Below are 23,732 nucleotides of genomic sequence, written 5' to 3' on the forward strand. Positions count from 1 at the left end.
CTGAAGCAGTATTTACGCTGACCGTTAATACGGATGGTTCATACAACTTCACGCTGCAAGGTCCAATCGACCATGCGGTAGACAGTGATGAACTGACACTGAACTTCCCAATCATCGCAACGGATTTTGATGGTGATACCACCACAGAAACGATCCCAGTCACCATCGTGGACGATAAGCCAACTATTACCGATGTTGATGCGATTACCGTTGATGAGGATGATTTAGGTACGATTGGCTCAGACCAAACTGACCCGATTTCAATCGATGGCAACTTCACCACCACACAAGGCTCGGACCGAGTGGTGAGCTATCAGCTCGATGCTTCTGCAACACCAGTAGCTGGACTCACATCACAAGGCGTGGCAGTCACACTGACGGAAACCGCAAACGGCGATGGTAGCTTTACTTACGAAGCGGCAGCGGGGACTGAAGCGGTCTTTACGCTGACAGTGAATACCGATGGCTCTTATAACTTCACGCTAGAAGGTCCAATCGACCACGCGGTAGATAGTGACGAGCTGACACTGAACTTCCCAATCATCGCAACCGACTTTGATGGCGACACGTCTGCTGAGACAATTCCTGTCAAGATCGTTGATGACAAACCGACACTTGGTGGCATCGAAGCAACAAGTGTGCAAACGGTTGACGAGGACGATATCCCAACAGTCGGATCTGATGGTACGCAGTCGAACAGCATTGCAGGTAACTTCATCGCGACTGATGGTTCTGATGGCATTTTGGAGTACAGCGTTTCTGACCTGACGACGCCAGTACAAGGCCTGACCTCTGGTGGTCAATCTCTGGTTATGGTTGAAGTATCAAACGCAGGTGGCGTTTCAGTTTACGAAGCTCGTATTGATGGCACGACGACACCAGTATTCCGTGTGACCCTTGATGCCTCTGATGACAGCTACACGTTCGATTTGCTTGCTCCTCTCGATCATCCAAATGCTGATGGCCAAAATGAACTGGTCATCAATTTACCGATAAACGCGACTGACTTTGATGGAGACGTGTCGAACAACATCACCTTACCAATTACGGTTGTGGATGATGTTCCGACCATTGATGGTTTGCTAGCAGGCAGCGAACAAACCGTTGATGAAGATGACCTACCAGCAGGTACGGATGCTGCAAGTGCAGAAGATACTGTTATTTCAGGTACTTTTGATATCACCGGAGGTGCTGACCAAGTTGCTTCTATTCAGCTGAGTGACCTGACCACGCCTGTTGCGTCACTGACTTCAGATGGTGAAGCTATCACCTTAGTTCTGTCTTCTAGCGCAAATGGCGTGAACGTATACCAAGGTGTTGCTGGCAATCCTGCTGAAGTGGTTTTCGAACTGACGCTGGATGCAACGAACAACTCCTATGAGTTCGATTTACAGAAGCCGCTTGATCATCCCGATGGTAATCAGCAAAACGAGATTGTTATTAACCTCCCTGTGACGGCGACAGATAATGATGGTGATACTTCACCAGCCTTCACATTGCCAATTACCGTTGTGGATGATGTTCCAGTTGTTACCAATATTGAAAGTCTACGTGTCGACGAAGATGACTTACCTCTTGGTTCTGATGGAACGAAAGAGCCATTAACGGTATCAGGTGAGTTCGAAGTCACTAGCGCAGATGGTATTGATGCTTTCGAATTGGATCTGAGCTCAAATCCTATCCCGAATCTGAAATCGGGTGGAGAAGAGGTAACACTTTCTCAAGACGTTGGTGCTTCAACTGCTGACGCGCGTGTTTACGTGGGACAAACTCCGGGTGGAGTGACGGTCTTCACGTTGACACTTCATCAAGATGGTAAATACGACTTTGAGTTATCTGGTCAGTTAGATCACGCGGTTAACTCTGATGAGATTTTGTTGAATCTACCTGTGAAGATCACGGATGGCGACAACGATATCATCACTGCGACCTTGCCAGTGACCATCGTAGATGACAAGCCAACCATTGATGCTATTAGCTCTGGTAGTACCTTGTCTGTGGATGAGGATGATATTCCGAGCCAAGGTTCGGACGACACGCCAGAATCCAATATCATTGGTGGCAACTTTGACGTTACTGATGGTGCCGACTCTATCGTTAGCTTCCAGTTGGATAGCTTAACGTCGCCTGTTTCTGGACTTACCTCAGGTGGTCAACCGCTTGAGTTGGTTGAGTTTTCAAATTCAAATGGTGTGATTGAGTACCGAGCTTATGTACAAGGTACGACGGACACCGTCTTTAAACTGACGCTAAATGGTTCAGCAGACAGTTATGAATTTGAACTGTTGGGTGCACTTGATCATCCTGCGGGTAACGATGAAAACTCGTTAGTCATCAACTTCCCAGTCAACGCGACCGATTTTGACGGCGATGTGTCCAATAACATCACCTTGCCGATCACCGTGGTGGACGATGTTCCAGCTATTGTGAAAGTGACAGACTCTAGCCAACAAACCGTTGATGAAGATGATCTTTCCGGTGGCTCTGACACGACAAGTAGTGATTCAACGGTATTGAACGGCGGATTTGAGGTCGTTGCTGGTGCAGACAAGATTGTCAGCTACCAAGTTTCAGACCTCGATGCAGTCGTGTCTGGTTTAACGTCGAACGGCAGCAGCATCGAGTTGAATCTAGTAAGCACGAATGGTGGAGTAACCAGTTACGAAGCGGTTATTACTGGCACATCAACTAAGATCTTCACGCTGTCTCTTGATGCGAATAATGACAGCTACCAATTTGAGCTGTTGGGACCAATCGACCATGACGCTGTTCAAGGTGAAAACAACCTTGTCATTGATATTCCAATTACAGTAACAGACTTTGATGGTGACACGTCATCATCACTGAATCTTCCAATTACCGTAGTTGATGACATTCCCGAAATTAAATCAGCAGATGCTTTGGCTGTTGATGAGGATGACCTTGCCAACGGCTCTCAGGCAACCAACAAAGACAGCCTAGAAGCAACGGGCAATTTCGATACGGTGGAAGGGGCAGATACCGTTGTCTCTTATCAGCTGGATCTTACTTCTAACCCGATACCAGGAGTAACTTCAGGTGGTTTTGCGGTGACGTTAGTTCAAACCGCGGTAAGCAACAACAACTTTACTTATCAAGGTCAAACACCTGATGGTAACTCAGTGTTCACACTAGTTTTGAACGCTGACGGCTCTTACAAGTTTACGCTTGAGGGTGCGCTAGATCACTCAACTCAAGGCGAAGATACACTCATACTTGATCTCCCAGTCTTTGCGACCGATGTCGATGGTGATACGGCAGGTATTAACTTACCAGTGACGATTACCGATGATGTTCCAACCTTGCACGATGCATCTATTTCGCGTGTTGAGGGGCAAGGCAGCCGCACGGTTCGTTTATTCCGAGACCCTGTAGAGGGGGATGATGACCTTGGTGCTGACGACGCACAAGTGACTTCATTCTCGGCTGATGATTCAGGCATTTACTTTAAGCAAAATGGTGTTGATTCTGATTCTGTCGATTTGAACGGCAGCGACCAAGTCGTATTTGTTCACAAGGTTCTTGACGGAGTGGATACTGAAATCGGTCGTTTGGTTGTTCGAACCGATGGCAGTGTGTCATTCCGTCCGAATGACGACCTTGACCATACCGAAACCGACTCGATTGATTTCACCATCAACGTTGTTGCAACCGATGGTGATGGCGATATCGCAGATGCCGATGTGGATATCTCGATAAGAGACCGCAATGCGCAAATTGACACGTCTACCGTTACTGCGTTCGAAGACCAAGGGCGTGATGGTGTCGTTGTGGGCGTTGACTCTGCAAATACTCAGGACAACTTGTCGACGCTGGATGTTAGCCCTGCGAAAGTCGACTTGGTTATCAATTTACACGATATCGACCGTAACGAGAGCTTAGGTGACATCACTATTCGAGATGCTGATACTCACAACGGTACGTTCTACTACAGAGACGGCAGTGGCAACTACATTGAATTAACATCTGTGGGCAATACGGTTGTTCTCGACGCATCAAATGTTGAGCAGTCATTCAATGGTGAGCTTGTCTCGTTAGATAACTTGTACTTCGTACCAGATCGTCATACATCAACCGATGCTTCTGGTATCGATCCTCGTATCCGCGTGGAAATTCTTAACAATGGTACGCCAGATCATACGATTAATGGTCGTTTAGACATTGAAGTTGCTGCCGTCGCAGATATTGCAACGTGGACGGCAAGCAGCGAATTTAACTACTCGGTTGATGAAGATGGAAACAATGTCGCACTTAACATCACGGCTGAAACCCAAGACACTAGTAACCCAGAAGGCATTGTGTACGAGCTTGTCTTTACACAAGGAGAAGGTAACGCAGAGTTAGTCTATTCAGATGGTAGTGCGATACCAAAATCCGGTGGTGTTTATCTGGTGGATGCAAGCCGAATTGATGAAGTTCAAGTTGATCCGATAGATAACTTCTCGGGCGAAATCAGAATTGATGTCACCGCTATTACGACGGAAAACAACAATCCACTGCTTGGGAAAGATACCGCTCGCTCAGAAACCGAAACCATCATTATTGATGTAAACCCAGTTGCGGATAAAGGTAGTTTTACTGTAAACCGAATTAATGTGTTTGAGGATAATGCTCGAACTCAAAATACGGTAGACCCTGTCACTGATCACGATCCACTCCAATTAAGTGAAGTGATCACCATGAAACCATCAGCGGACTTAGATGGTTCTGAAGCGTTATTTGTGCGCATTTCTAACTTCTCAATTGATGGGGTTACTTTGGTGTGGCTGGACTCAGCAAACCCAAGTCAGATAGTAGAAGTGACCGATTCAGGCGGCAATGTACTTTATTACGAAGTGCCAGAGTCTGAATTAGCGAACGTCGAAGTTCTTCCTCCGTTGCACAGCAATGATGACTTTACTTTCAATGTCGAAGGCATTGTGAAAGACACAGCATCATTGTCTACCGGTACGACAGAAGATGTGTTGTCACTGGGCAGTAAGACCGTCATCGTTGGTGTAAAAGGTGTTGCTGACATACCAGACACGGTATTAATTGACGCGGGGAACGTTTGGAACCGATTCGTAGACGGAGATGTGGCCGGGATAGAGACGACTATCGAAGAGAATGGTGTTGTAAACCTTAACTTCTCGGTTGTATCTGGTGAAGTTGCCGATAGACCACAGGATGATTCAGAAGCCATTACTGTTATCCTGTCCAACATCCCCGACGGTGTTCGTGTCGTAGATTCAGACGGTTCAAGCGTTGACCTCACCTTTGTTGGCTATGATGGTAACGGTCAACCGATTTACGAAGCAAACATCACTGGGCTGAATTTTAATTCCGGTATTCAAATTATTCCGGAAGCCTCTTCAACTGAAAACATTGCGATTACAGGGACGATCATTGTTACCGAGAATGATGGTCATAGTCGTGTGATTGAAAGAGAGGTAAGGATCAAGGTCGAACCCGTTATTGACGCTCAAGATAACTACGTTGTTCGATCGGAGGGAGATGAAGATACGCGCTTTGACATCGATTGGAAACCGACGCTCGTACAAAGCCCTGATACCGATGAATTCTTTAGTGATGTAACCATCTCTGGATTTCCTCCAGGCAGCACGGTCTATGTAGATGGTGTGGCACAAACGCTTGTTTCTGGAACACTAACGCTTTCACCGCAAGCCGGTGAATCAGAGCAAGATTTTTCCGCTAAAATCTCTCAAAGTGGCTATGTTCAAGTTCAGTTGGAGCAGGATTCAAGTACTGACTTTGACTTGACCACAACCGTCACTGTGAAAGAGATTGACCATGAATATGTTGACGCTTCGAATCCCGGTGAAGGTATCGCTGAGAAAACCATCAATGGTACGGTGAATGTCCAAGTTAATCCAATCGTTGAGCCAGAGGATAATACGGGGGCAATAGATGACCAAACCCGTCTGCTTGTCACTGAAAGTGGTGGTGGTGCTACCGATATCGTGAAGTCAGACGATCAAGGTAACATTGACTTTACGATCAACACTTCTATGGGGGGCGAATCTGGTGCTCATATCATTAAATACCAAGAGTTTGATGCGTCTTCAGATGAAGTGGTGACTCAACTTGTTGTTCAATTTCACAATGTGGACCCTGAGATCCTCAACCAATTGGTTATCGTCGGTGCACTAAATGAAGGTGGAGGTCGCTGGACAGTAACCGATGAAGACAACTTCTCAATTAAAGCGCCGTCTGGCCTTGATTTAACACCAAGCGATGACAGCGACGATGGCGATAACGGTGGTCTCTCTCAAATTGGCTTAACCATTTACGCAGAAGTGAATGATTTGGGCGAAGATTTGGGCAACGAAAAAGATGCGACTGTCGTGCGTCAAACGGATGTGACACTAGAGTTTCCAACCGTCCTCACACCGAAAATGAGTGTAGCGGCAGAGATTCAGGTGGCTGATGATGTCCAAATTCAAGCGTTGGAAGACAATTCTATTAACCTTGGTGCTCAGTTGACGTCGAAAGTCGATGCGATTAATGCAGATGGTGTGGAAGATGTCTTAACTATTATCGTCGACCCGACAGCTCCTGGCATTCCTCCTGGTTTGGTGATCACGGGGACGGATGTTGATTTTGTCAATGGTAAATACGTGTTCCAAGCCCATATCGATGCGAGTGGAAATATTACTGGCCTTGATGGTTTGACGATGCACTTGGCAGAAGATTACGCAGGTGATTTCGAATTGCCAATTCGGTTTGTCACTAAAGACACTGAGTCCGGTGATGAAAAAGAAAATAATGTCCAGTTTCCAGTTCAGGTTTTACCGGTTGCAGACGTTCCGAGTTCAGCCGGGGATCAGCCGTTGGATAGCGATGTCACACCAAATGTAAGAGTAGATATCGTCGGTACTTTCGGCTTGGATGCAAACAAACAACCTGTGACTGATCTAAATAACGACGTTCCCACGGCGGATGGTGTTGGTTACGAAGATGGCTTAATCCAACTTAACTTGAGTGTTGATTTTGCCGATCAATTTAACAACACTCAAGGTGGTCGAGAAACACTAACGAACATCAAGTTAGAGCTTGATGACACAACATTAGGTGAGTTTGTTGATGCCAATGGTAACAGCTTAGGAACCAGTATTGAGTTTAATGAAGCTGAGATTTTAGCTGGTGCGCTTGACAATGTTCTGTTTAAGCCAAAAGAAAATTACCCCGTAGGTGGTGGCCAAAATACCGTCAAGATTAATATCGAGGGAGAAATTACTGATGAAGCTGTGTTTGATCAGTCTATCTTGAATAACTCTGGCGATAATATAGATGTGAGAACCTTCACTGACGATGTCACATTTGAAGTTACGCCAGTCGTTGATGACATTACCATTACAGGTGCCGATCCGACGCAGCCAATCACGGTGATTGGTGACGAAGATACTTTAATTTCGCTGAATCAATCGGGCTCTGGTGTTTCGATCAGCCTGAACGATAATGACGGTTCTGAGAGTTTCGTTTCACTCAAGTTAACGGGGCTTCCTGATGACTTTATCGTTAAATCCAATTCCTCTGATTATGTTGTTAAGAACAACGGTGGGGGCGAATGGAGTATTCAACTAAAAGATCTCACTCAGACGTCCATTGACCTGAGTGACATCCAAATTAAACCGCCAAAACACTTTAGTGGCGAGGCTGAGATAGGTATTACGGTCTTCATTCAAGAGGAGTTGCTACAAGTTCCAACGGAACGAAACAACAACTTTACGCTTATTGTCAATCCTATTGGTGATGATGTTGATGTGAATCCCGATACTTCGGCTGCAGGTAATGAGGGCGAAGACATTGTTATTAATGTAAATGCGTTAGTGGTTGATAACAAAGAGTCCATCGGAGATGGTGCAAACTACCAGGAAAATGATCCAGAGACGCTGAGAGTTGAGGTCTCCAATGTCCCTGATGGGGCGAGTGTTTCATTACCTGATGGGACAGTGTTTACTGACCAAGGCGGCGGCATTTTTGTCTTAGAAATCAATGCTCAAGACTTGGATCAAGTGGTGTTTAATTCTGGGGATCGCAACGATAACTCATGGGATGGTTCGCTGCATTTCAAAGTGCAAGCCGTTGATACTGGGCTCGATGGCAGTCAAAGCTTGGGCTCCGCAGAGGAGTTTGATGTCACTGTTGATGTTGAAGCAGTGAACGATCGTCCAGAGTTCGTCAATACCGTGGATGTGGAAACACCAGAAGATACGCCAATGCTGCTTGATGGTTTCAGCATTACCGATATTGATGCCGTACTCGATGATCCGAATGCTGAATATGTACTCAATGTGAACGTCGACAGCGGTATCTTGGAGCTTAATCCAACGCTCATCGCTACTTACAACCTAACCGTGAGCGGTGATGGTACGGACTCCGTTGAACTGAAAGGTACAGTGGCCGATCTAAACAATGCCATTGCAGACGGTCTGATTGAGTTTAATCCAGACCTGAACTTCTTTGGTGACGTTCAGGTGGACGTGACAGTCGATGACCAAGGTAATGAAGGTATCGTAATTGGTGGGGTAGATGACACCCTAAATACCAACAGCAGCAGCTTCAATATTGAAGTGACAGCGGTGAATGATACCCCAGAAACTACGCCAGTGACGCTACCGGATATTGAAGAAGATAGTGGTGTGTTCTCCATCTCTGAAGCGGATCTTATTGCGAATGCGACAGACGTAGAGAACGATAACCTCACGGTCAGCAATGTTCAGTTAACGGATCCGAATTCGGGTAGCATTACTTTCAACAGTGGTACGGGAGAGTGGGAATTTACCCCAGCACCAGATTACAACGGTCCAGTTGAAATCACGTACACCATTACAGATGATGGCACGACAAGTGGTGCATCCGATCCTAAATCGGTTAACGGCAGCGCATCGTTCAACGTAACGGAAGTCAATGATGCTCCAACGACGTCTGAAGTGACACTTTCTGATATCGCAGAAGACAGTACGGCGGTTGATATTACCCAAGCTGATTTGTTGGCGAATGCGTCTGATATTGAAAACGACACCTTGATGGTGAGCAATGTCCAGTTGGTTGATCCAAGCAGCGGCACATTGGATTTCGACAACGTAACAGGTACATGGTCATTTACTCCTGCGCCTGGCTACAACGGCAAGGTCGATCTGACCTACGACATTACCGACAACGGTACAACGAACGGTGTTTCTGATCCTCAAACGGTGTCAGGAACGGCGACCTTCGAAGTCACTGAGGTGAACGATGCACCGGTAACATCAGAGGTAACGTTGAGTAGTACGGAAGAAGATGGTGGTTCGGTAACTATTACGGCTACTGAGTTGCTGAGCAACGCAAGTGATCCTGAGTCAGACAACTTGACCGTCGATAATGTTGTGTTAGTGGATCCAGCTTCCGGCACGCTGACTCAAGTGAGTGCGACAGAGTGGACGTTTGAACCCGCAGCAGATTTCTTTGGTGACGTTAATTTCACTTATGAAATCACAGATGACGGAACCACTAACGGCGCTCCAGACCCAATTACAATCGCGGGCACAGCAGTGTTGAATGTTGAAGCTACCAATGACGCACCTGAAATCACTGCAACGTCGGTAACGGATACGATCAATGAAGCTGATGGCCAGAAAGTAACGGGTATTAGTGTGAGTGACGTCGACTTTGCGGGCGCACAAGCAAATGAAAGCATGACCGTGACTCTTACAGTTACCGAGGGCGACCTTCGTGTCGAGCCGCCAGCAGGTAGTGGTGTGACTGTTGGGGCGGGGATGGCTGGTGAAATCACCCTAATGGGCACACCAGATAATATTAACTCCGTTCTTGGAGCAACAGACGCTTCTGAGGGTGTATTTGTGGATGCAGGAGATGTCAACGCAGCTTCAATCACTTTATCGGTGAAAGTCGAAGACAACGGCGTGTACTTCGAAAATGCATCGGGTACCGCATTGGAAGCGAATCAAGACTTCACTATCAATGTGACACCTGTAGCTGATGCACCTACATTGAGTATCAATCCTCAGTTTAATTACATTCGTCAAATTGCGGCTAGCCAAACCGCGAGCAGTCAAGGTTTAGCGATTGTCGGAATCATGGCGGCGCTTACTGATATTGACGAGGTGCTGTCTTTGGAGCTAACGGGCGTACCAGCTAGTGCTGAGGTAACAAGTGGCGTTTCTCCATCAGGCATTAGCTTCGATGGTACCACTTGGACAGTACCAAGCGATGAAATTGATACGCTAGAAATTGTCGCAACAGATACTAACAGTGGTATTGATGTCGGTTCTTACGATATTTCGCTTACGGCGATATCAACGGAATCTAATGGCGATGAAGCGCAGTCTTCACCTGTCCAAATTAGTTTGGATGTGAGTAGTGATAGCGACGATATTGACCAGTCAACCGCAGTGGACGACAGCTATTTAGTCAGCGGAGACACAGGTACCAACTTGATTGGTGGAGACGGTGACGACGTTATTCTGGGTGGTGATGGTGATGACGTGCTTATCGGTGGCTTAGGCTCAGATATCTTAACGGGTGGAGACGGCAGCGATATCTTCAAGTGGACGGTAGATTCCGTTGATGAAGGGGCAGTGGATACCATTACTGACTTCACTGTTAACGAAGACAGTATCGATTTACGTGAAGTTATCTCTGATCTCAATAACTCAATGATCGACATGGATGATCTGCTTGGTCACATTTCGGCAGACTACGATGCATCGACGGAAAGTGTTTCTCTGAACATTACGACGGATGCAAATGTTCAACAGACTATTGTCGTGGAAAACTTAGGTACTTCAATCGACTTCAACGGTCTTAGCTCCAACGAGATTGTAGAGTCATTGCTCAACAACGGTGTTATTGATAACGGATAAACCTGTATACAACACAAAAATGGGCGGCTCTGATAAGCCGCCCATTTTTTTCGGGAAAGCTTGATTTTAAACAGGAGTATTTGAATCGAAATAGAAATAAAGTGCGAAGCAAAGGGGTTATCTTGTTACGACGTTATAGTGATAGTTGGAAATTAAAATAGCGATAATTTGACGTTAAATCGCCTAAACGTGGATGTCTAGCAAGCTGCCAATGATTTCATTGTTTTTCTCTATGACAGACGCGCCAACTCGGCTATAACCAGCGGCTTGTGCGAGGTTGATGAGAGGTTCAACTTTTTGAGAGGGAAGGCTAGGTGTTGAGGCTGTTATTGCGACATCCGCAACCGCAGCTAAATCGATGTTGTGATCAGAAAGCTCTTCTTTTACCTTACTTACATTATTGCTAATGCCATGTGCAGCTTTCTCGGCCATTTGTTGTGACATCTGAACGATGTGGTATCCAGATTGAATTCCCGATACAGGCATATCACTACTCCCAACATTATGATAGTGAGAGCATAGGTGGAGTTTATAAAACGTTCAAGTGTTTTATATCAATGACTTGATTAGGCAAACAGTTTGGCAAGCATTTCTCTTTCTTCACCAGATAGAACCGGTTTTTGCGCTTTATTTAGTTTCACGCTGATCTCACCTTGTAATGACTTTAACTGACTTGCCGTTAAATCACTGAGCTTTTGTTTAAGTTCATTAAATTGTTGTGCGTTCATCTCAATACCTTCGTCGTGATTCGGTTTATCCGTCGTTGCCCGAAATTCTTCATCCTTTGGATACAACATATTTATTCAACCAAAATAGATTAGAATTTGATCGATTGCTTTTTGTCCGAATATTGTCAAGGTGTGTTAAGTGATACGTCAGATTTTTCCTAAGAAGGTACATAATTACCCACTTTGGGGTAGATGGAAGCGTAAAAAGAAAAAGGGAAGCGATATAGCGCTTCCCTCTTACATATGGTTTGAATGTTACTAACTTACCCTGACGGCAAACTTACTAGCAAGTGAATGAAGCTCTGGGAGCATGCGATAGATAAGATGAAGTTGCTGCAATACCATGCGGGCAGAGCTGTCGTCTTCATCGCGCCATTCGTTTAAGCGTTGCTCGAGTCCAGCATCATCAATATTAGATAGGTCACACTCCTCACAATGCTGGTGAAGCTGTTTATGAAGTACATCCAGATGCTGATGAATACAACGGTGAGCATCTAAAACGAGTTTATGAATTGACTCATCTTCGATGCGAGTTCTGTGCGCGCCTAATGCAGAAATATAGTTCAACATTGCGTGATTTAACGTTAGGAAGCGAAAACTTTCATCAACAGCTGCGCGATATTTGCCAGGCTCCGCCAGCATCGTACTAATCGCAGAAGAGAGTGAGGCATCATTATTGTGGGCCTGGCGGCGAGCGATACGGTAACTCAAATTGTCTTTCTTGCCGATTCTATACTGACCAATGATCTGATCGAGATACTGCTTGTTCGCCTCTATCGCATCCGACATAACTTTGTGAAGCCTTCTCGACTGCCAGTCGGGCAAAATAACTAATACAGCTCCTACTGCAAGCACACACCCGATGAGGGTATCTGCTAGTCGAGGAAGGACAACTGCGTAACCTTCACCTAGTTGATTAAATAAGAAGAGGACGAGCAGTGTAATAAAACCAGTCGCGTACCCATAGTTGTTCATCCGGAAGGCGAAAAACATCACACCAGAGATAACGATAAATACTAACTGGCTTTCTTGAGAAGGGAAAAAAGTCAGCAATGGTACACCAATCAACAAACCAGCTAATGTACCTATTACTCGCGCCGTCAATTTTTGGCGAGTGGCACTGTAGTTCGGTTGGCATACGAATAAAGTGGTTAAGAGTATCCAGTAACCTCGGTCGATGTTGAATATTTGAATGATTCCATAGCCAATCGTTAAGGCAATTGACATACGTAATGCATGCCGAAACAGCATCGAATCTTTGTGTAAATTTGCTGATATACGCTGCCACATCGCTTTTAGCGTGTGTGGGTTGGTATCGGCGAGGGTATCTTCTTCGAGGCCTTCAACATCTGGGTTGTTAATGTTATTAAGTTGTTTTTCTACCGTCGCTAAGTTATTGAATAAATATGTTAACTGCATCAGCAGACGTTTCCAGTGCCCTTGCTTTTGTTCTTCTAGATAAGCAAGAGAGTTTTGTACTTCAGCTAATGCCAGAATAGATTGATCGGTATGGGAGTATTCATTTCCTAGCTGAATGGCTAGTGCAATATCACGACACGCTTGGGCTTGAGACTCCAAAAGATATTTAAAACGAAACAGCACATCAGAACGTTCAAATTCGGTCGCTAAATCCTGATAGCGATAATGGCTAGAACTGACGCGTTCGTGAATGTCTTGAGCGATGAAATAAATATTTAAAAATCGGTCACTAGGCCCATCAATGTGACCCCGTTTCGATCGGTTAAGTAATGTGGTTTTACAAGCGTTTAGTGCCGTAACCGTGGCAGCATTGCATTTTGCAGCTTCAATCCGCAGCGGTTGTGGCGTCAAGTTGGTCACAGGGTGAAAAAGCTTGGCTTTCGCATCAAGATAATTCGCCATTTGGAAGAACACATTGGCTAAGCTTTGTTGCACCGGTTGAAGAGGCCAAAATATCTGCCAAATCATGGACATGAAGTAATACCAGGCGGCACCAGTCAAAAGCAGTAGTGGCTGAAACCAAATGTTGGTGCTTTCATGTGCGCCAAGCATAGTATAAATAGCGATCAGCAACGAACCAAAAGCAATACTCGCGTACTTAGGACCTATCGCCCCAAGAATGATGAAGCCGAAGGTTGAGATAAATAATCCCAACGCAAACGCCCATGGGGTATCGAACAAGATTTCAATTGAAAAAGCAGCAAGCGCAAAACAGAGAAAGGTGAGAATCAGAGCCTTGATGCGTCCAGTGAAACTGTCATCACTTTCAGCCAAAGCAGCAGCAATAACGCCTAATATTAATGGCGTTATCAGCGTGTTTTGCTCGAAGTACCAAGTTGGGATAACCACACCCAGTAAGGTAATGAGGATAAGAACGCTGTAATTTATCGTCTTGTTTGCCCAATATAGCCGAAATTTAGAAGTTGCTTGCACAATGCGCCTTATGTTTCCGATGAAGAACAGGGGGAATACTACCAGACCCACTATAGCGCGTTTATGATTTACTTTAAGAAAAATTCGTGGTTGCTGATAAAATCAGCAGGGATGTCATTGACTTATATTAAAGCTGCCAGGTCATGTATTGAGGATTGTAAAGCCAGCTTCAAATAACCTCAGCTTTAGGTTATTAAATCGACAGTAATGTGAATTTTATTAAAGAATAGAAGAAGAAGCTTACTTAGGAGCTCGCCGTTGCTACAATTTAGCGCCTTAAAATGATATAAATCGACAACTTCTAAACTAAAAGGCGCACGTTTCATGCAGCTTACTGCCACTAGCAAAGCACAGTTTTTTATTCAAAATGAGTACCATCACGTCGAAATAAAAGAGAACAGTGTTTTATTAAGCTCGATAGGCAGTGAAGAACATATTCCTTTTACGATCTGGAATGGCAAAGTTAGCGTAAAGCGTGGGTTATTATGGAGCTCTTTACAGTTTTTTGCTCATGAACACGAAGGCAAACAACAAAGCTGGCTAGTCCAAGGTTTACCGTGGCCACAATGCCGAAAGTTCGCGCTTGAGGCCGTTCGTCAATATCAAGAGTGGCACAACACTCAGTGCCGAAAACTGGCTGAGTATCTACCTAAGTGGGAAGAAGAGCTTTACAAACTAAAGCACTTGCCTGCTTACTTATCGCATTCTCAAGTGGTCTCCTGGGTTGAAAGTCTTAACCAAGAGTTAAGCGAGATGAAAACCACCCTAGAAGAAGCCAAAATGCGAATGCCGAATCGTATGTCGCAAATAGAGCCTTGGCTCATTGATACCTCTGAGGCGCTTGGTGAGCGTAATCGCGATTGGCTAGAAGCAGAACGTCCAAATTGGGAAGTGCTGTTTAATCAAATTGAATCCTCTCCTTTGAATTTATCCCAGCAATATGCGGTATTACTCAACGACGACCACAACTTAGTTCTTGCTGGTGCCGGCTCGGGCAAAACCAGCGTTTTAACCGCACGAGTTGCCTATTTGTTGCAAAGCCATCAGGCTCAAGCAGAAGAGCTTCTCATGTTAGCGTTCGGTCGTGATGCGGCGACTGAAATGAAAGAACGCTTAGTAGATAAAGTGGGCATGGCGGCAGACGGTGTGCGCGTCAACACATTCCATCAGTTGGGCTTGTATATTCTTAAACAAGTCGAACAGCAACCTGTCGAAATTAGCCCTTTAGCGTTGGACGAAAATCAACGAACGGCATGGTGTGTAGACTGGTTGAAAAAACATTGGATGACACCCACCAACTTTAAACGTTGGCAAAAACATTTAGACAAATGGCCGATTGCGTACCTAAAAGGGGATGATGAGTTAGGAAGCCATTCAGAAAATCCAAAACTGATCGCTTGGCTAGATTCGCAGCTGTCTCATTTAGCGGCGGTAGGGTTGACCAAAAAGCAAGTACAAGAAAAGCTCGTAAACCACCAAGACTATACGCGTTTAAATAGTGAACTCGCCTTATGCTGGCCATGTTTTACAGCGTGGCAGAAAATGCTTAAAGAAAGCAACCAAGTGGATTTCCCAACCATGATCAGTCGTGCGACAGATTATGTGAATAAAGGGAAGTTTGTCTCGCCATGGCGCTTTATTATGGTCGATGAGTATCAAGATATCTCTCCAGATCGTCTGGCATTGATTGAAGCACTGTGTGAATCCACTCAGAAACAAGCAGGTGCCACGTTATTTGCTGTTGGCGACGATTGGCAAGCGATCTATCAGTTTGCAGGAGCGGATGTAGATCTTATCACTGGCTTTAAAGAACGCTTTGCTCACTCTACCGTTCATCACTTAGATACAACTTATCGTTTCAACAATCAGATTGGTGATGTAGCGAATACATTCGTGCAGCAAAACCCATCGCAGTTGCCGAAAACACTAAACAGCCACAAACAACGCAAGCAGAAGAGCGTACATACCGCGCCGAGCAATCAAGTGGAAAAGATCTTGGATCACTTGAATCAACAAGCCAAGCAAACCAAGTCAGTTTTATTGCTAGGACGTAACCATTATCATAAGCCCGATTTGTTCGACGATTGGTTGCGACGTTTCCCTAATCTCGATATTCGCTTTATGACTTGCCATGCGAGTAAAGGACGCGAAGCTGACTTTGTGATTATTCTTTCTGTGGATGAGGGGCAATTCCCCGCTAAGAAGAAGCAAATTCACATTGATGGTGCGTTGACGGAGTCCAAAGACAAATTCCCTTACGCAGAAGAGCGCAGGCTATTTTACGTGGCGATTACACGTGCGAAAGAGAAGGTTTGGATCACGCATACTGGTGCGGGATCTGCATTCGTTCAAGAGCTCGTTAATGGTGACTATCCCATAGTGACTTCCCGTTAAATGCAACGTTTAGAATGTTAAAAACAGCAAGGGCGATACTTGGTATCGCCCTTGCTTTATTTGGTTGGCATCAAAGCTTACATGCGCTCAGCAAGATAGGCTTCGTAATCCGGTACTTCGATGTCTACTTCTTGCTCAAGAAGAGGGGAGTTAAACAGGAACTTAGCGGTGGCTCGGTTCGTTGCTACAGGAATATTCCAAACACTAGCAATACGAAGAAGCGCTTTAACATCTGGGTCGTGAGGTACGGCATTCAGTGGATCCCAAAAGAAAACGAGAACGTCGATTTTGCCTTCTGAAATGAGAGCGCCTAGTTGTTGATCACCGCCCATCGGACCACTGATCATGCTCTTGATCGCAAGTCCAGTTTCTTTACTCAGCATGTGTCCTGTCGTGCCAGTTGCGTAAAGGAAGTGACTCTGTAGCTTTTCTTTGTTTTCTTTTACCCAGCGAAGTAGCTCAGGTTTGCAGTTGTCGTGAGCAACCAAAGCCACATGTTTATGGGTTGGCATGGTACGAATGGTTTTTTGCATCAAGATGTTTCCGTTTGTATGATTTTAAAATTGTTGTGACTCAATAGAACACGTTTTTGGTCTTTCAATCAACAGCCTTAACACGGAATGTCGGCCTATATTCTGACGGAGATAACGATTCTTCGATCGTGTCGTCATGAAGCGTCTTCGGAGTCAGTGGTTTGATGGTTGGTGAGGCATGTTTGTCATAAGCTTCACCTCTTAAGTAATGCGTTGCTTGCATCACGGAAAGCCGACCTTGCTGCACCATTTTATCTGTTGGTGCGAAGAGTACTTTGTTACGTAACAGGCCTCGATATACACCATGACTTAAGTACACAGAAACTAAACCGATCTCCTCGGCTTTGCCGGCACTGCGCAGCTCACTGATGGCCGCTTCAATCGCCACTGCACTGCCAACAATGTAATCTATATTTCCCATATCGATCACACGTTGAACTAGGTTACGTTGTAACTCCTTGTCGTTGTCTGCCCAAAATGAGTCAACAATGTTGATATCACTTCCTTGTATCGCTTCATAAAATCCGGCAGTAACGGGTTTCGTACCACCACGAGTTCGCGGCCCCAAAAGTAAGGCAATGTTGGTTTTTCCTGACCCCTTTGGATGGCGAGCTGCCAAATATTGACCCGCTTCGTATCCCATCCAATGCCAGTCAACACCGACAGTCCCTTTTAGCAACTCACTTTGTTCTTCATCCAAGTCGAGTTGGTTCACAGTAGCAAAAACGGGAGTATTCCCCACCCAATTTTTAAGTGAATGCTCGTAAGCCTGTGGGTCCACGGTCCCAAGGATAACCGCATCTGCTCCCCATTGGTTACACAGTGCGAGTTGTTGTTCTTGACGGGTTTTGTTTGGGTAGCCGCCCGCTTCAAGGACTCGTAGCTCGACACCTTCTCTTTTCGCTTCGGACACCATTCCATAGTTTACTGACAACCAGTATGAATCCTTTAGGTGAGGGTATATTGCACATATTTTCTCTGCGGCAACCGCTGGCAAAGAAGCAACGAGGGTTAAAGTGGCTGCAGAATGTTTGAAAAATGTGCGAAATGCGTGTTGATTTTTAACCATGAAATGAAGTTCGTTGGCATAGATTAAGTAAACACTGCAAAATATAACGTAATATGTCGCTGAACACGAACATTAAGGTCATGAAAATATGCTGCTAGCAACTGCAAGCATCGGTCGTAAACTTTTGTTGTCTTTCATTGCGATGGCAATACTGGTCATGTTATCGGCACTTATTGGTGTGTCTGGATTTTCTTTGGTTGCCAAAACCGAAAGAAATGTCGTGGATTCTGCGATTCCCGCCATGATTGAGGCGAGACAAGTCTCTGAGTTGAGTACTCGTATTATTTCGTCTGTACAAATGTTGTCGAACGCAAGAAACGAGCAGGAAAGAAAGGAGTCAGGGCGAGTGCTGTTCGAACAGCTCGAGTCTTTACTCACTCACATCAAGGAGCTCGGGAGTGAGTCGTTCGATTCTCAATTGTTAGAAGCTTTAGAGAATAACGTCCAGAACGTTATCGACAATTTGGCAGAACTCGGTGTTTCGGTTGAAAAAAAGCTGTGGCTTGCAAAAGAGATAGATACTCGTGTTGAAGAAATGCGTCTGCTCAGTGAAGAGCTAGAACAACTAACTCGTACGCAAGTTCAGAATACAAGCACCATTGCTGTTGCTAACGTCACGCATATTTATGACTTATTAGAATCGAATAAAAAATCGCAAGTTTATCAGGCGCTAGATGCACTGGTGGAGGTCGATCTTGATCTGACTGAGCGATTGCATGAACTGCACTTGTTGGCCTTTAAAATGTTGAATCAGATTGAAGAGGCTCGGACATTAACGAATATTGAGCGAATTCAACAGGTTCAAAGTGATTTCGATAGCAACCTCAAAATCATGCAACGCCGTGTACTCGCTGTGGAAGATCCTACGCGCTCTAAGCAAATGAGCCAACTGCTCATAGAGCTTGGTAAGCGTCAGGTCGTATTTTCTATACTGATGCAGCAATACGAGAATAACGAACAGTCACAACAACTGATGCAAAAGACATTAGAGTTGTTCTCAGAGCTTAATGGCACGGTCAACAAATTGGTTGATGATTCAAACAAAACCACTACCGTTGCTGTAGACCAATTGACCAGCACACTGAAATTCGCTCAGTGGTCTTTAACCGTTATTTCAATTGTTGGTTTGATTGTATTGGTGCTGATTTTATGGCGTGTGGTGTACCTTTCTGTTGTGAAGCGGTTAGCTGAATATTCCGCTGCGTTGCTGTCTGTGGCGCAGGGTAACTTAGCGGTTGAGTTGGAAGTGAAAGGCAAAGATGAGTTGGCGCATATGGGGCAGGCCATCATCACGGCTCGTAATACCGCGCAAGCACTAAAAGTGGTAGCAGAGGGTGAAGCTCAAGCCAAGCGAGAGCTTGAGGAGCATAAAGAGCATTTAGAAGAGCTCGTTGAGCAGCGCACTTCGCAGTTAAAACAAGCAAACCGCCGTTTGAATGAAGAGGTTTTGAATCACGCTAAAGCTCGCAAGCAAGCAGAGCAAGCGAGCCGAGCAAAATCGGCATTCTTGGCGACGATGAGCCATGAGATAAGAACGCCAATGAACGGAGTGTTGGGGACAGCACGCTTGTTGATTGACTCAGGCCTCAACCCAATTCAAAAGCGTTATGCGGAAATCATTAATCGTAGTGGTAAAACGTTGCTCGCGATCCTTAATGATGTACTGGATTACTCCAAGATTGAAGCGGGGCATTTAGAAATTCGTCACATGGGCTTTGATTTACACCAAATGGTGGAGGACACTTTCCAGTTAATGAACAGTCGAGCACAAGAGAAGAAGCTGCTGTTCTCCTACCATATTGAAAGTGATGTTAGTCGCTACTGGAAAGGGGATGTCACCAGAATCAGTCAGGTGCTGAACAATCTCGTTGGTAACGCGATTAAGTTCACTGACGAAGGAGAAATTGATATCTACGTTAGCCTGAACCCAGAGGACGAGTCGCAAGTCCTGTTTGAAGTATCAGACACTGGAATAGGAATTGCCAAAAAATACCAGAGAACGTTGTTTGATGCCTTCACGCAAGCTGAAGGTGGGATGAGCCAAACTGGAGGCACGGGGCTTGGACTTGCCATCAGTAAGCGAATCATTGAAGCGATGGGCGGTGTTTTAGAAGTCGATTCCGAAGAGGGAAATGGTAGCCGATTCTGGTTCTCTATTCCGTTAGAGGAAAGCGAACCTATTGAAACAGGAACCGTGGCAACCGCACGTTGCAAAGTGAAAGCAAAGGTCTTGCTAGTAGAAGATAATGAAGTCAACCGAGTGGTCGCGGAAGGCTTTCTAGAAAGCATGGGGCACCAAGTCGTGATGGCAGAAAACGGCTCACAAGCAGAGCAACTGATCAGCACACAAGATTTTGATATCGCTTTGGTCGACATCAACCTCCCTGATTGTGATGGAACTGAGTTGATCCAACGCTTAAAGCGGATTGAGTGTGATAAGCCGGCCAATAAAGCGCTTGCCGTCACGCCAATGATTGCAGTGTCTGCGCACGTTTTTGCGGAAGAAGTTGAGCGCTATCTAGCCGCTGGTTTTGACGGATACTTGCCTAAGCCATTGGCAAAAGAGGCACTCGCGGCATTGATTCAGGATGCGCTAGACGGAAAGCCGTTGTTGTTGCCACAAAATGCCGACTGTACCCCGTTTGATCAAATTTCGCCTCAAGAACAAGAGCTACAATCAAAGGTCGTTCAAGCACCTAAAACAAAGGAACCCGATGTGGTTATCATTAATCCGAGCGTGATTGAGTCCGATATGAAAATCTTGGGCAGAGATAAGATGTTGCACATTATTAATCTGTTTAGAGCCACCAGCACTGATGTATTAAGCAAGCTGCAAGCGTCTGCTGAGGACAATGATAGTAAAGAAGTAAAGAACCTTGCCCATAAATTAAAGGGCAGTGCAGGAAGTTTAGGACTAACTGCGCTAATGAACGCTTGCCAAGCAATTGAAGCCGCGCCTCAACCTCTAGATACCTATAATGCGACTAAAGATGATTTAGTTTCTCAAGTGTCTGCATCAATTCAAGCTCTGGATGAGTTAATGGCGAAGTAATCCATCGAGCATTGAAAATAAAAAAACCTCCGGCTTTCCGGAGGTTTTTTCTATTCGGTCATGTCATCTTCCCACTCGAATCGAGTGTCTAGGGCATAAGGGTCATCATCAAAAGGATGTTCCACTTTGCCACGCAAGTATTCGAGTTGATGCTCAAGCATATTGACCGTTTCGTAGTCTCCCTCAGAACAAGCAACGTAAATCTGTTGTTCAAGAGCGGCAATGTTATCTCGGATACCCATGAGAACCCCCTTTAAATCATCATCGATTCTCAAAACGATTATAGTCAAGTAATCCAAATTCGATCGGTTGTTTTGTACGGTACCAATTATGTAAACGATCGCTAAATGACCAGAATTTTTCTGAGCTTCTACGAATCGCAAAATTATCCAATAACTTAACGTAATCGGACTCGTTTTGGATGGCACTAAATTGATCGACAAAATCTTTTACTTGGTTTTCGTTGATCGAGAAAAATGCCGCAGGGTAGCTTCCCACAACGCCGCGTACAATGGTCATATCATCGTTAGCAAAGTCACGGTTACTTTCTTCATCAAACAAGCTAGAGATGTTTGTGTGTGCATTGTTGTGAAGTAAGGTGAACAGTTCATCTTCCCCTGATTGACTTCTCACCATAAGCATAGTGATTTGCGGAACGGTTTTTAGGCCTTCACCACGAACGTGGTCAATACGTTTTAGTTGCTTTTCACTACTCGCAGAAAGAGCCGTGTCTTGAATTTCGTAGCGAGGCAGAAGCACATCTGAGACATGTTCGCTCAACAACTCCACCAACTCCGTTTTTGGATCGTCACTCTTATACTGAACGCTGGTTGGTTGGTTAAACGGCTTCACATTTCGTTGTAAAAAGTCACTCAACTGCGGGCTTTGATCTTTATACCAGCTAGATTGCAGTTCATGGCGCATATCGGCGGGTAACAACGAGATAAAGTTACTTTCGCCTTCTAGACGCAAGAAGTCCATAAACATTCGTGTCATGAGCTGATGGCCGAAGTTACCGTAAACGTCAAACCCAGCAACAAGCAAATAGTGGATACGCTCTAGTAACGCGTAGTCAAGAATCCACACTGTTTTAGGCTGCTCACCAACTAACCCTTGAACAACAGAAGCACTATCAAAATGGCGGAATATCGTTAATGCCGCATTATGGTTGGTGCCATTACCGTCCCAAATTACATCGGTGGATAGGTTTTCACCTTCTTTAAACCAGTTATTAGTGAACTCAGATTTAGCCTCTAGGTAGCGAGCTTGCTGGCGCGCGTACTTGACCCAGTTGGTAACAGGTAGCGTGTTACTTTCTTGTTCTGCCGGTAGTTTTAGGTTATCAGCCTGAGATCGGTAAAACTCATTTACTTCTGGGATGTCTGCTTTATCTGGATCAAGGAAAAACACCCAAAAGCGATCATTGATAACATTCAATGCCAGTTGGCCACGACAAACTGGGCCTTTGATGTATGCCATTATTGTATTTTGTGCATTATCTAGCATGAACTTAAAGCGCGATTTCACTGGAAGGTCGATGAATGATGTCATCGGGTTTGCAGCAACTTCTGGTGCATAACTCGGTAGCTGGCTAACCGTGTAATCAGCATCAATAAACCAAGTTTTCCAGTTCTCTATGCGTTGCTTGTTTACCGCGAATGGCATGTGAGTTTTATCTACTATGGTCCCTTGCTCTGGAATAATTCGATAAAACACACGTTCAACCCCTGGATCATCGTACGGGCGACGCGTTGAAATACGTTTGACGGGCTGTCCTGGTGGTGTAGCAGAGCGGACGAGCGTGAAGAATCGGGGATCTTCATCGAGTTCTGAAAAGTAGAGATGAGATAAAAACAAATGCTCATATATATACCTAGCCATCAGCTGATTTTTCAAATCAGAGTGGTTAAGTAATGTTTCGTACTTATCTATTTGCGCTTGCTCATTCTCACTAACAGGTTGGTGAACGTTCATTATTGCGCCGTTTTCCAACCAAGTCATGAGTGTGTGGTATTCACTGTTTGATAGATTTGGCATACCAAAAGGCATGCCCCAGGTTGGGTTATCCTTCTCGTATTGCTCGTATTCTTCAATCGTCGGACAGGTTTGCTCTCGGTCTATCGAAAAGTCAAAGCCTTCTAACTGGACTTGGTCAGGCAATGGGTGGCGCTCTTTTTGTTGTAGCAAACGTGCGATAAGTCCTGCATCAATGTTGGCTGCCATGCTTTGATCACGTTCGTTGAGAACCGGATGAAAACCCGCATCGCGCCACTCTTGGGTTGTTTCTGCATCTTCGAATAAGCGTGTTGGTGCTGCGGCTGTGAGTCTTGTTCCTTCATATACCAGTGCTTTACTCGCACCACGGTCAATGCCCTCAACAGAAGAGAGCTTAAGTTGGCATGGTGCATCGTAGCACGCGTGGCAGACGACACAGCGGTTATCCATAATGGGTTTAACTTCGCTTTGGAAGAAGTTTGCTTGAGGGGTTTCCACGTCAACTGTGCGTTCACGCACGAGCTGTGGACCAAACAGTTGGTCATAGTTAAGACCAGCATAGGTTGCACAGCCGGCAAACAAAGTCGCAATGCAAAGTGTAAAAATTAAGCGCAAATTCATTGAGTTATTTTACGTGATTAGAATTTGCATTAATTAAAGCAAAAT

Annotated in this window: 10 protein-coding genes; 3 read left to right on the top strand and 7 right to left on the bottom strand. The window is 45.2% G+C overall.

Going from position 1 to position 23,732, the window contains the following annotated elements:
* On the top strand, positions 1 to 10,883 hold a 10,883-nt coding region (locus R7E29_RS07505), incomplete at its 5' end, for a cadherin-like domain-containing protein (protein WP_318082547.1).
* Between the two features lie 183 nt (positions 10,884 to 11,066).
* Here the strand turns inward: R7E29_RS07505 and R7E29_RS07510 are convergent.
* The 3 genes from R7E29_RS07510 to yccS all read right to left on the bottom strand — a co-directional run bounded on the left by R7E29_RS07510 (position 11,067) and on the right by yccS (position 14,023).
* Positions 11,067 to 11,369 (bottom strand): hypothetical protein, encoded by a 303-nt coding sequence (locus R7E29_RS07510; protein WP_054576047.1) that lies wholly within the window; start codon positions 11,367 to 11,369, stop codon positions 11,067 to 11,069.
* Between the two features lie 80 nt (positions 11,370 to 11,449).
* Positions 11,450 to 11,680, bottom strand: a complete 231-nt coding sequence (locus R7E29_RS07515) for a hypothetical protein (RefSeq protein WP_005376575.1) — start codon at positions 11,678 to 11,680, stop codon at positions 11,450 to 11,452.
* A 189-nt stretch (positions 11,681 to 11,869) separates the two neighbouring features.
* Entirely contained in the window at positions 11,870 to 14,023 is a 2,154-nt protein-coding gene (gene yccS / locus R7E29_RS07520; RefSeq protein WP_005376573.1) for a YccS family putative transporter, read from the bottom strand.
* Between the two features lie 324 nt (positions 14,024 to 14,347).
* Here yccS and helD point away from each other — a divergent pair, with 324 nt between their 5' ends.
* A complete protein-coding gene (gene helD / locus R7E29_RS07525; protein WP_005376572.1) occupies positions 14,348 to 16,417 on the top strand; it encodes a DNA helicase IV in 2,070 nt (689 codons plus the stop codon).
* 77 nt (positions 16,418 to 16,494) lie between these two features.
* On the opposite strand, the gene R7E29_RS07530 is transcribed toward helD, so the two are convergent.
* Positions 16,495 to 16,950, bottom strand: coding sequence for a methylglyoxal synthase (locus R7E29_RS07530; RefSeq protein WP_005376571.1), 456 nt, complete (start codon positions 16,948 to 16,950; stop codon positions 16,495 to 16,497).
* Positions 16,951 to 17,014: 64 nt separating this feature from the next.
* Entirely contained in the window at positions 17,015 to 18,064 is a 1,050-nt protein-coding gene (torT, locus tag R7E29_RS07535; RefSeq protein ID WP_080960073.1) for a TMAO reductase system periplasmic protein TorT, read from the bottom strand.
* Between the two features lie 43 nt (positions 18,065 to 18,107).
* Here torT and torS point away from each other — a divergent pair, with 43 nt between their 5' ends.
* A complete protein-coding gene (torS, locus tag R7E29_RS07540) occupies positions 18,108 to 21,071 on the top strand; it encodes a TMAO reductase system sensor histidine kinase/response regulator TorS (protein ID WP_005376567.1) in 2,964 nt (987 codons plus the stop codon).
* A gap of 50 nt (positions 21,072 to 21,121) precedes the next feature.
* On the opposite strand, the gene R7E29_RS07545 is transcribed toward torS, so the two are convergent.
* Together R7E29_RS07545 and R7E29_RS07550 are read right to left on the bottom strand one after the other, a co-directional pair.
* A complete protein-coding gene (locus tag R7E29_RS07545; protein ID WP_005376565.1) occupies positions 21,122 to 21,313 on the bottom strand; it encodes a hypothetical protein in 192 nt (63 codons plus the stop codon).
* 19 nt (positions 21,314 to 21,332) lie between these two features.
* Positions 21,333 to 23,687, bottom strand: coding sequence for a fatty acid cis/trans isomerase (locus tag R7E29_RS07550; protein WP_054576046.1), 2,355 nt, complete (start codon positions 23,685 to 23,687; stop codon positions 21,333 to 21,335).
* Positions 23,688 to 23,732: the final 45 nt, after the last annotated feature.

The sequence above is a fragment of the Vibrio sp. Vb1729 genome (assembly GCF_033338655.1).
In the GTDB taxonomy this organism is placed as follows: domain Bacteria; phylum Pseudomonadota; class Gammaproteobacteria; order Enterobacterales; family Vibrionaceae; genus Vibrio; species Vibrio alginolyticus.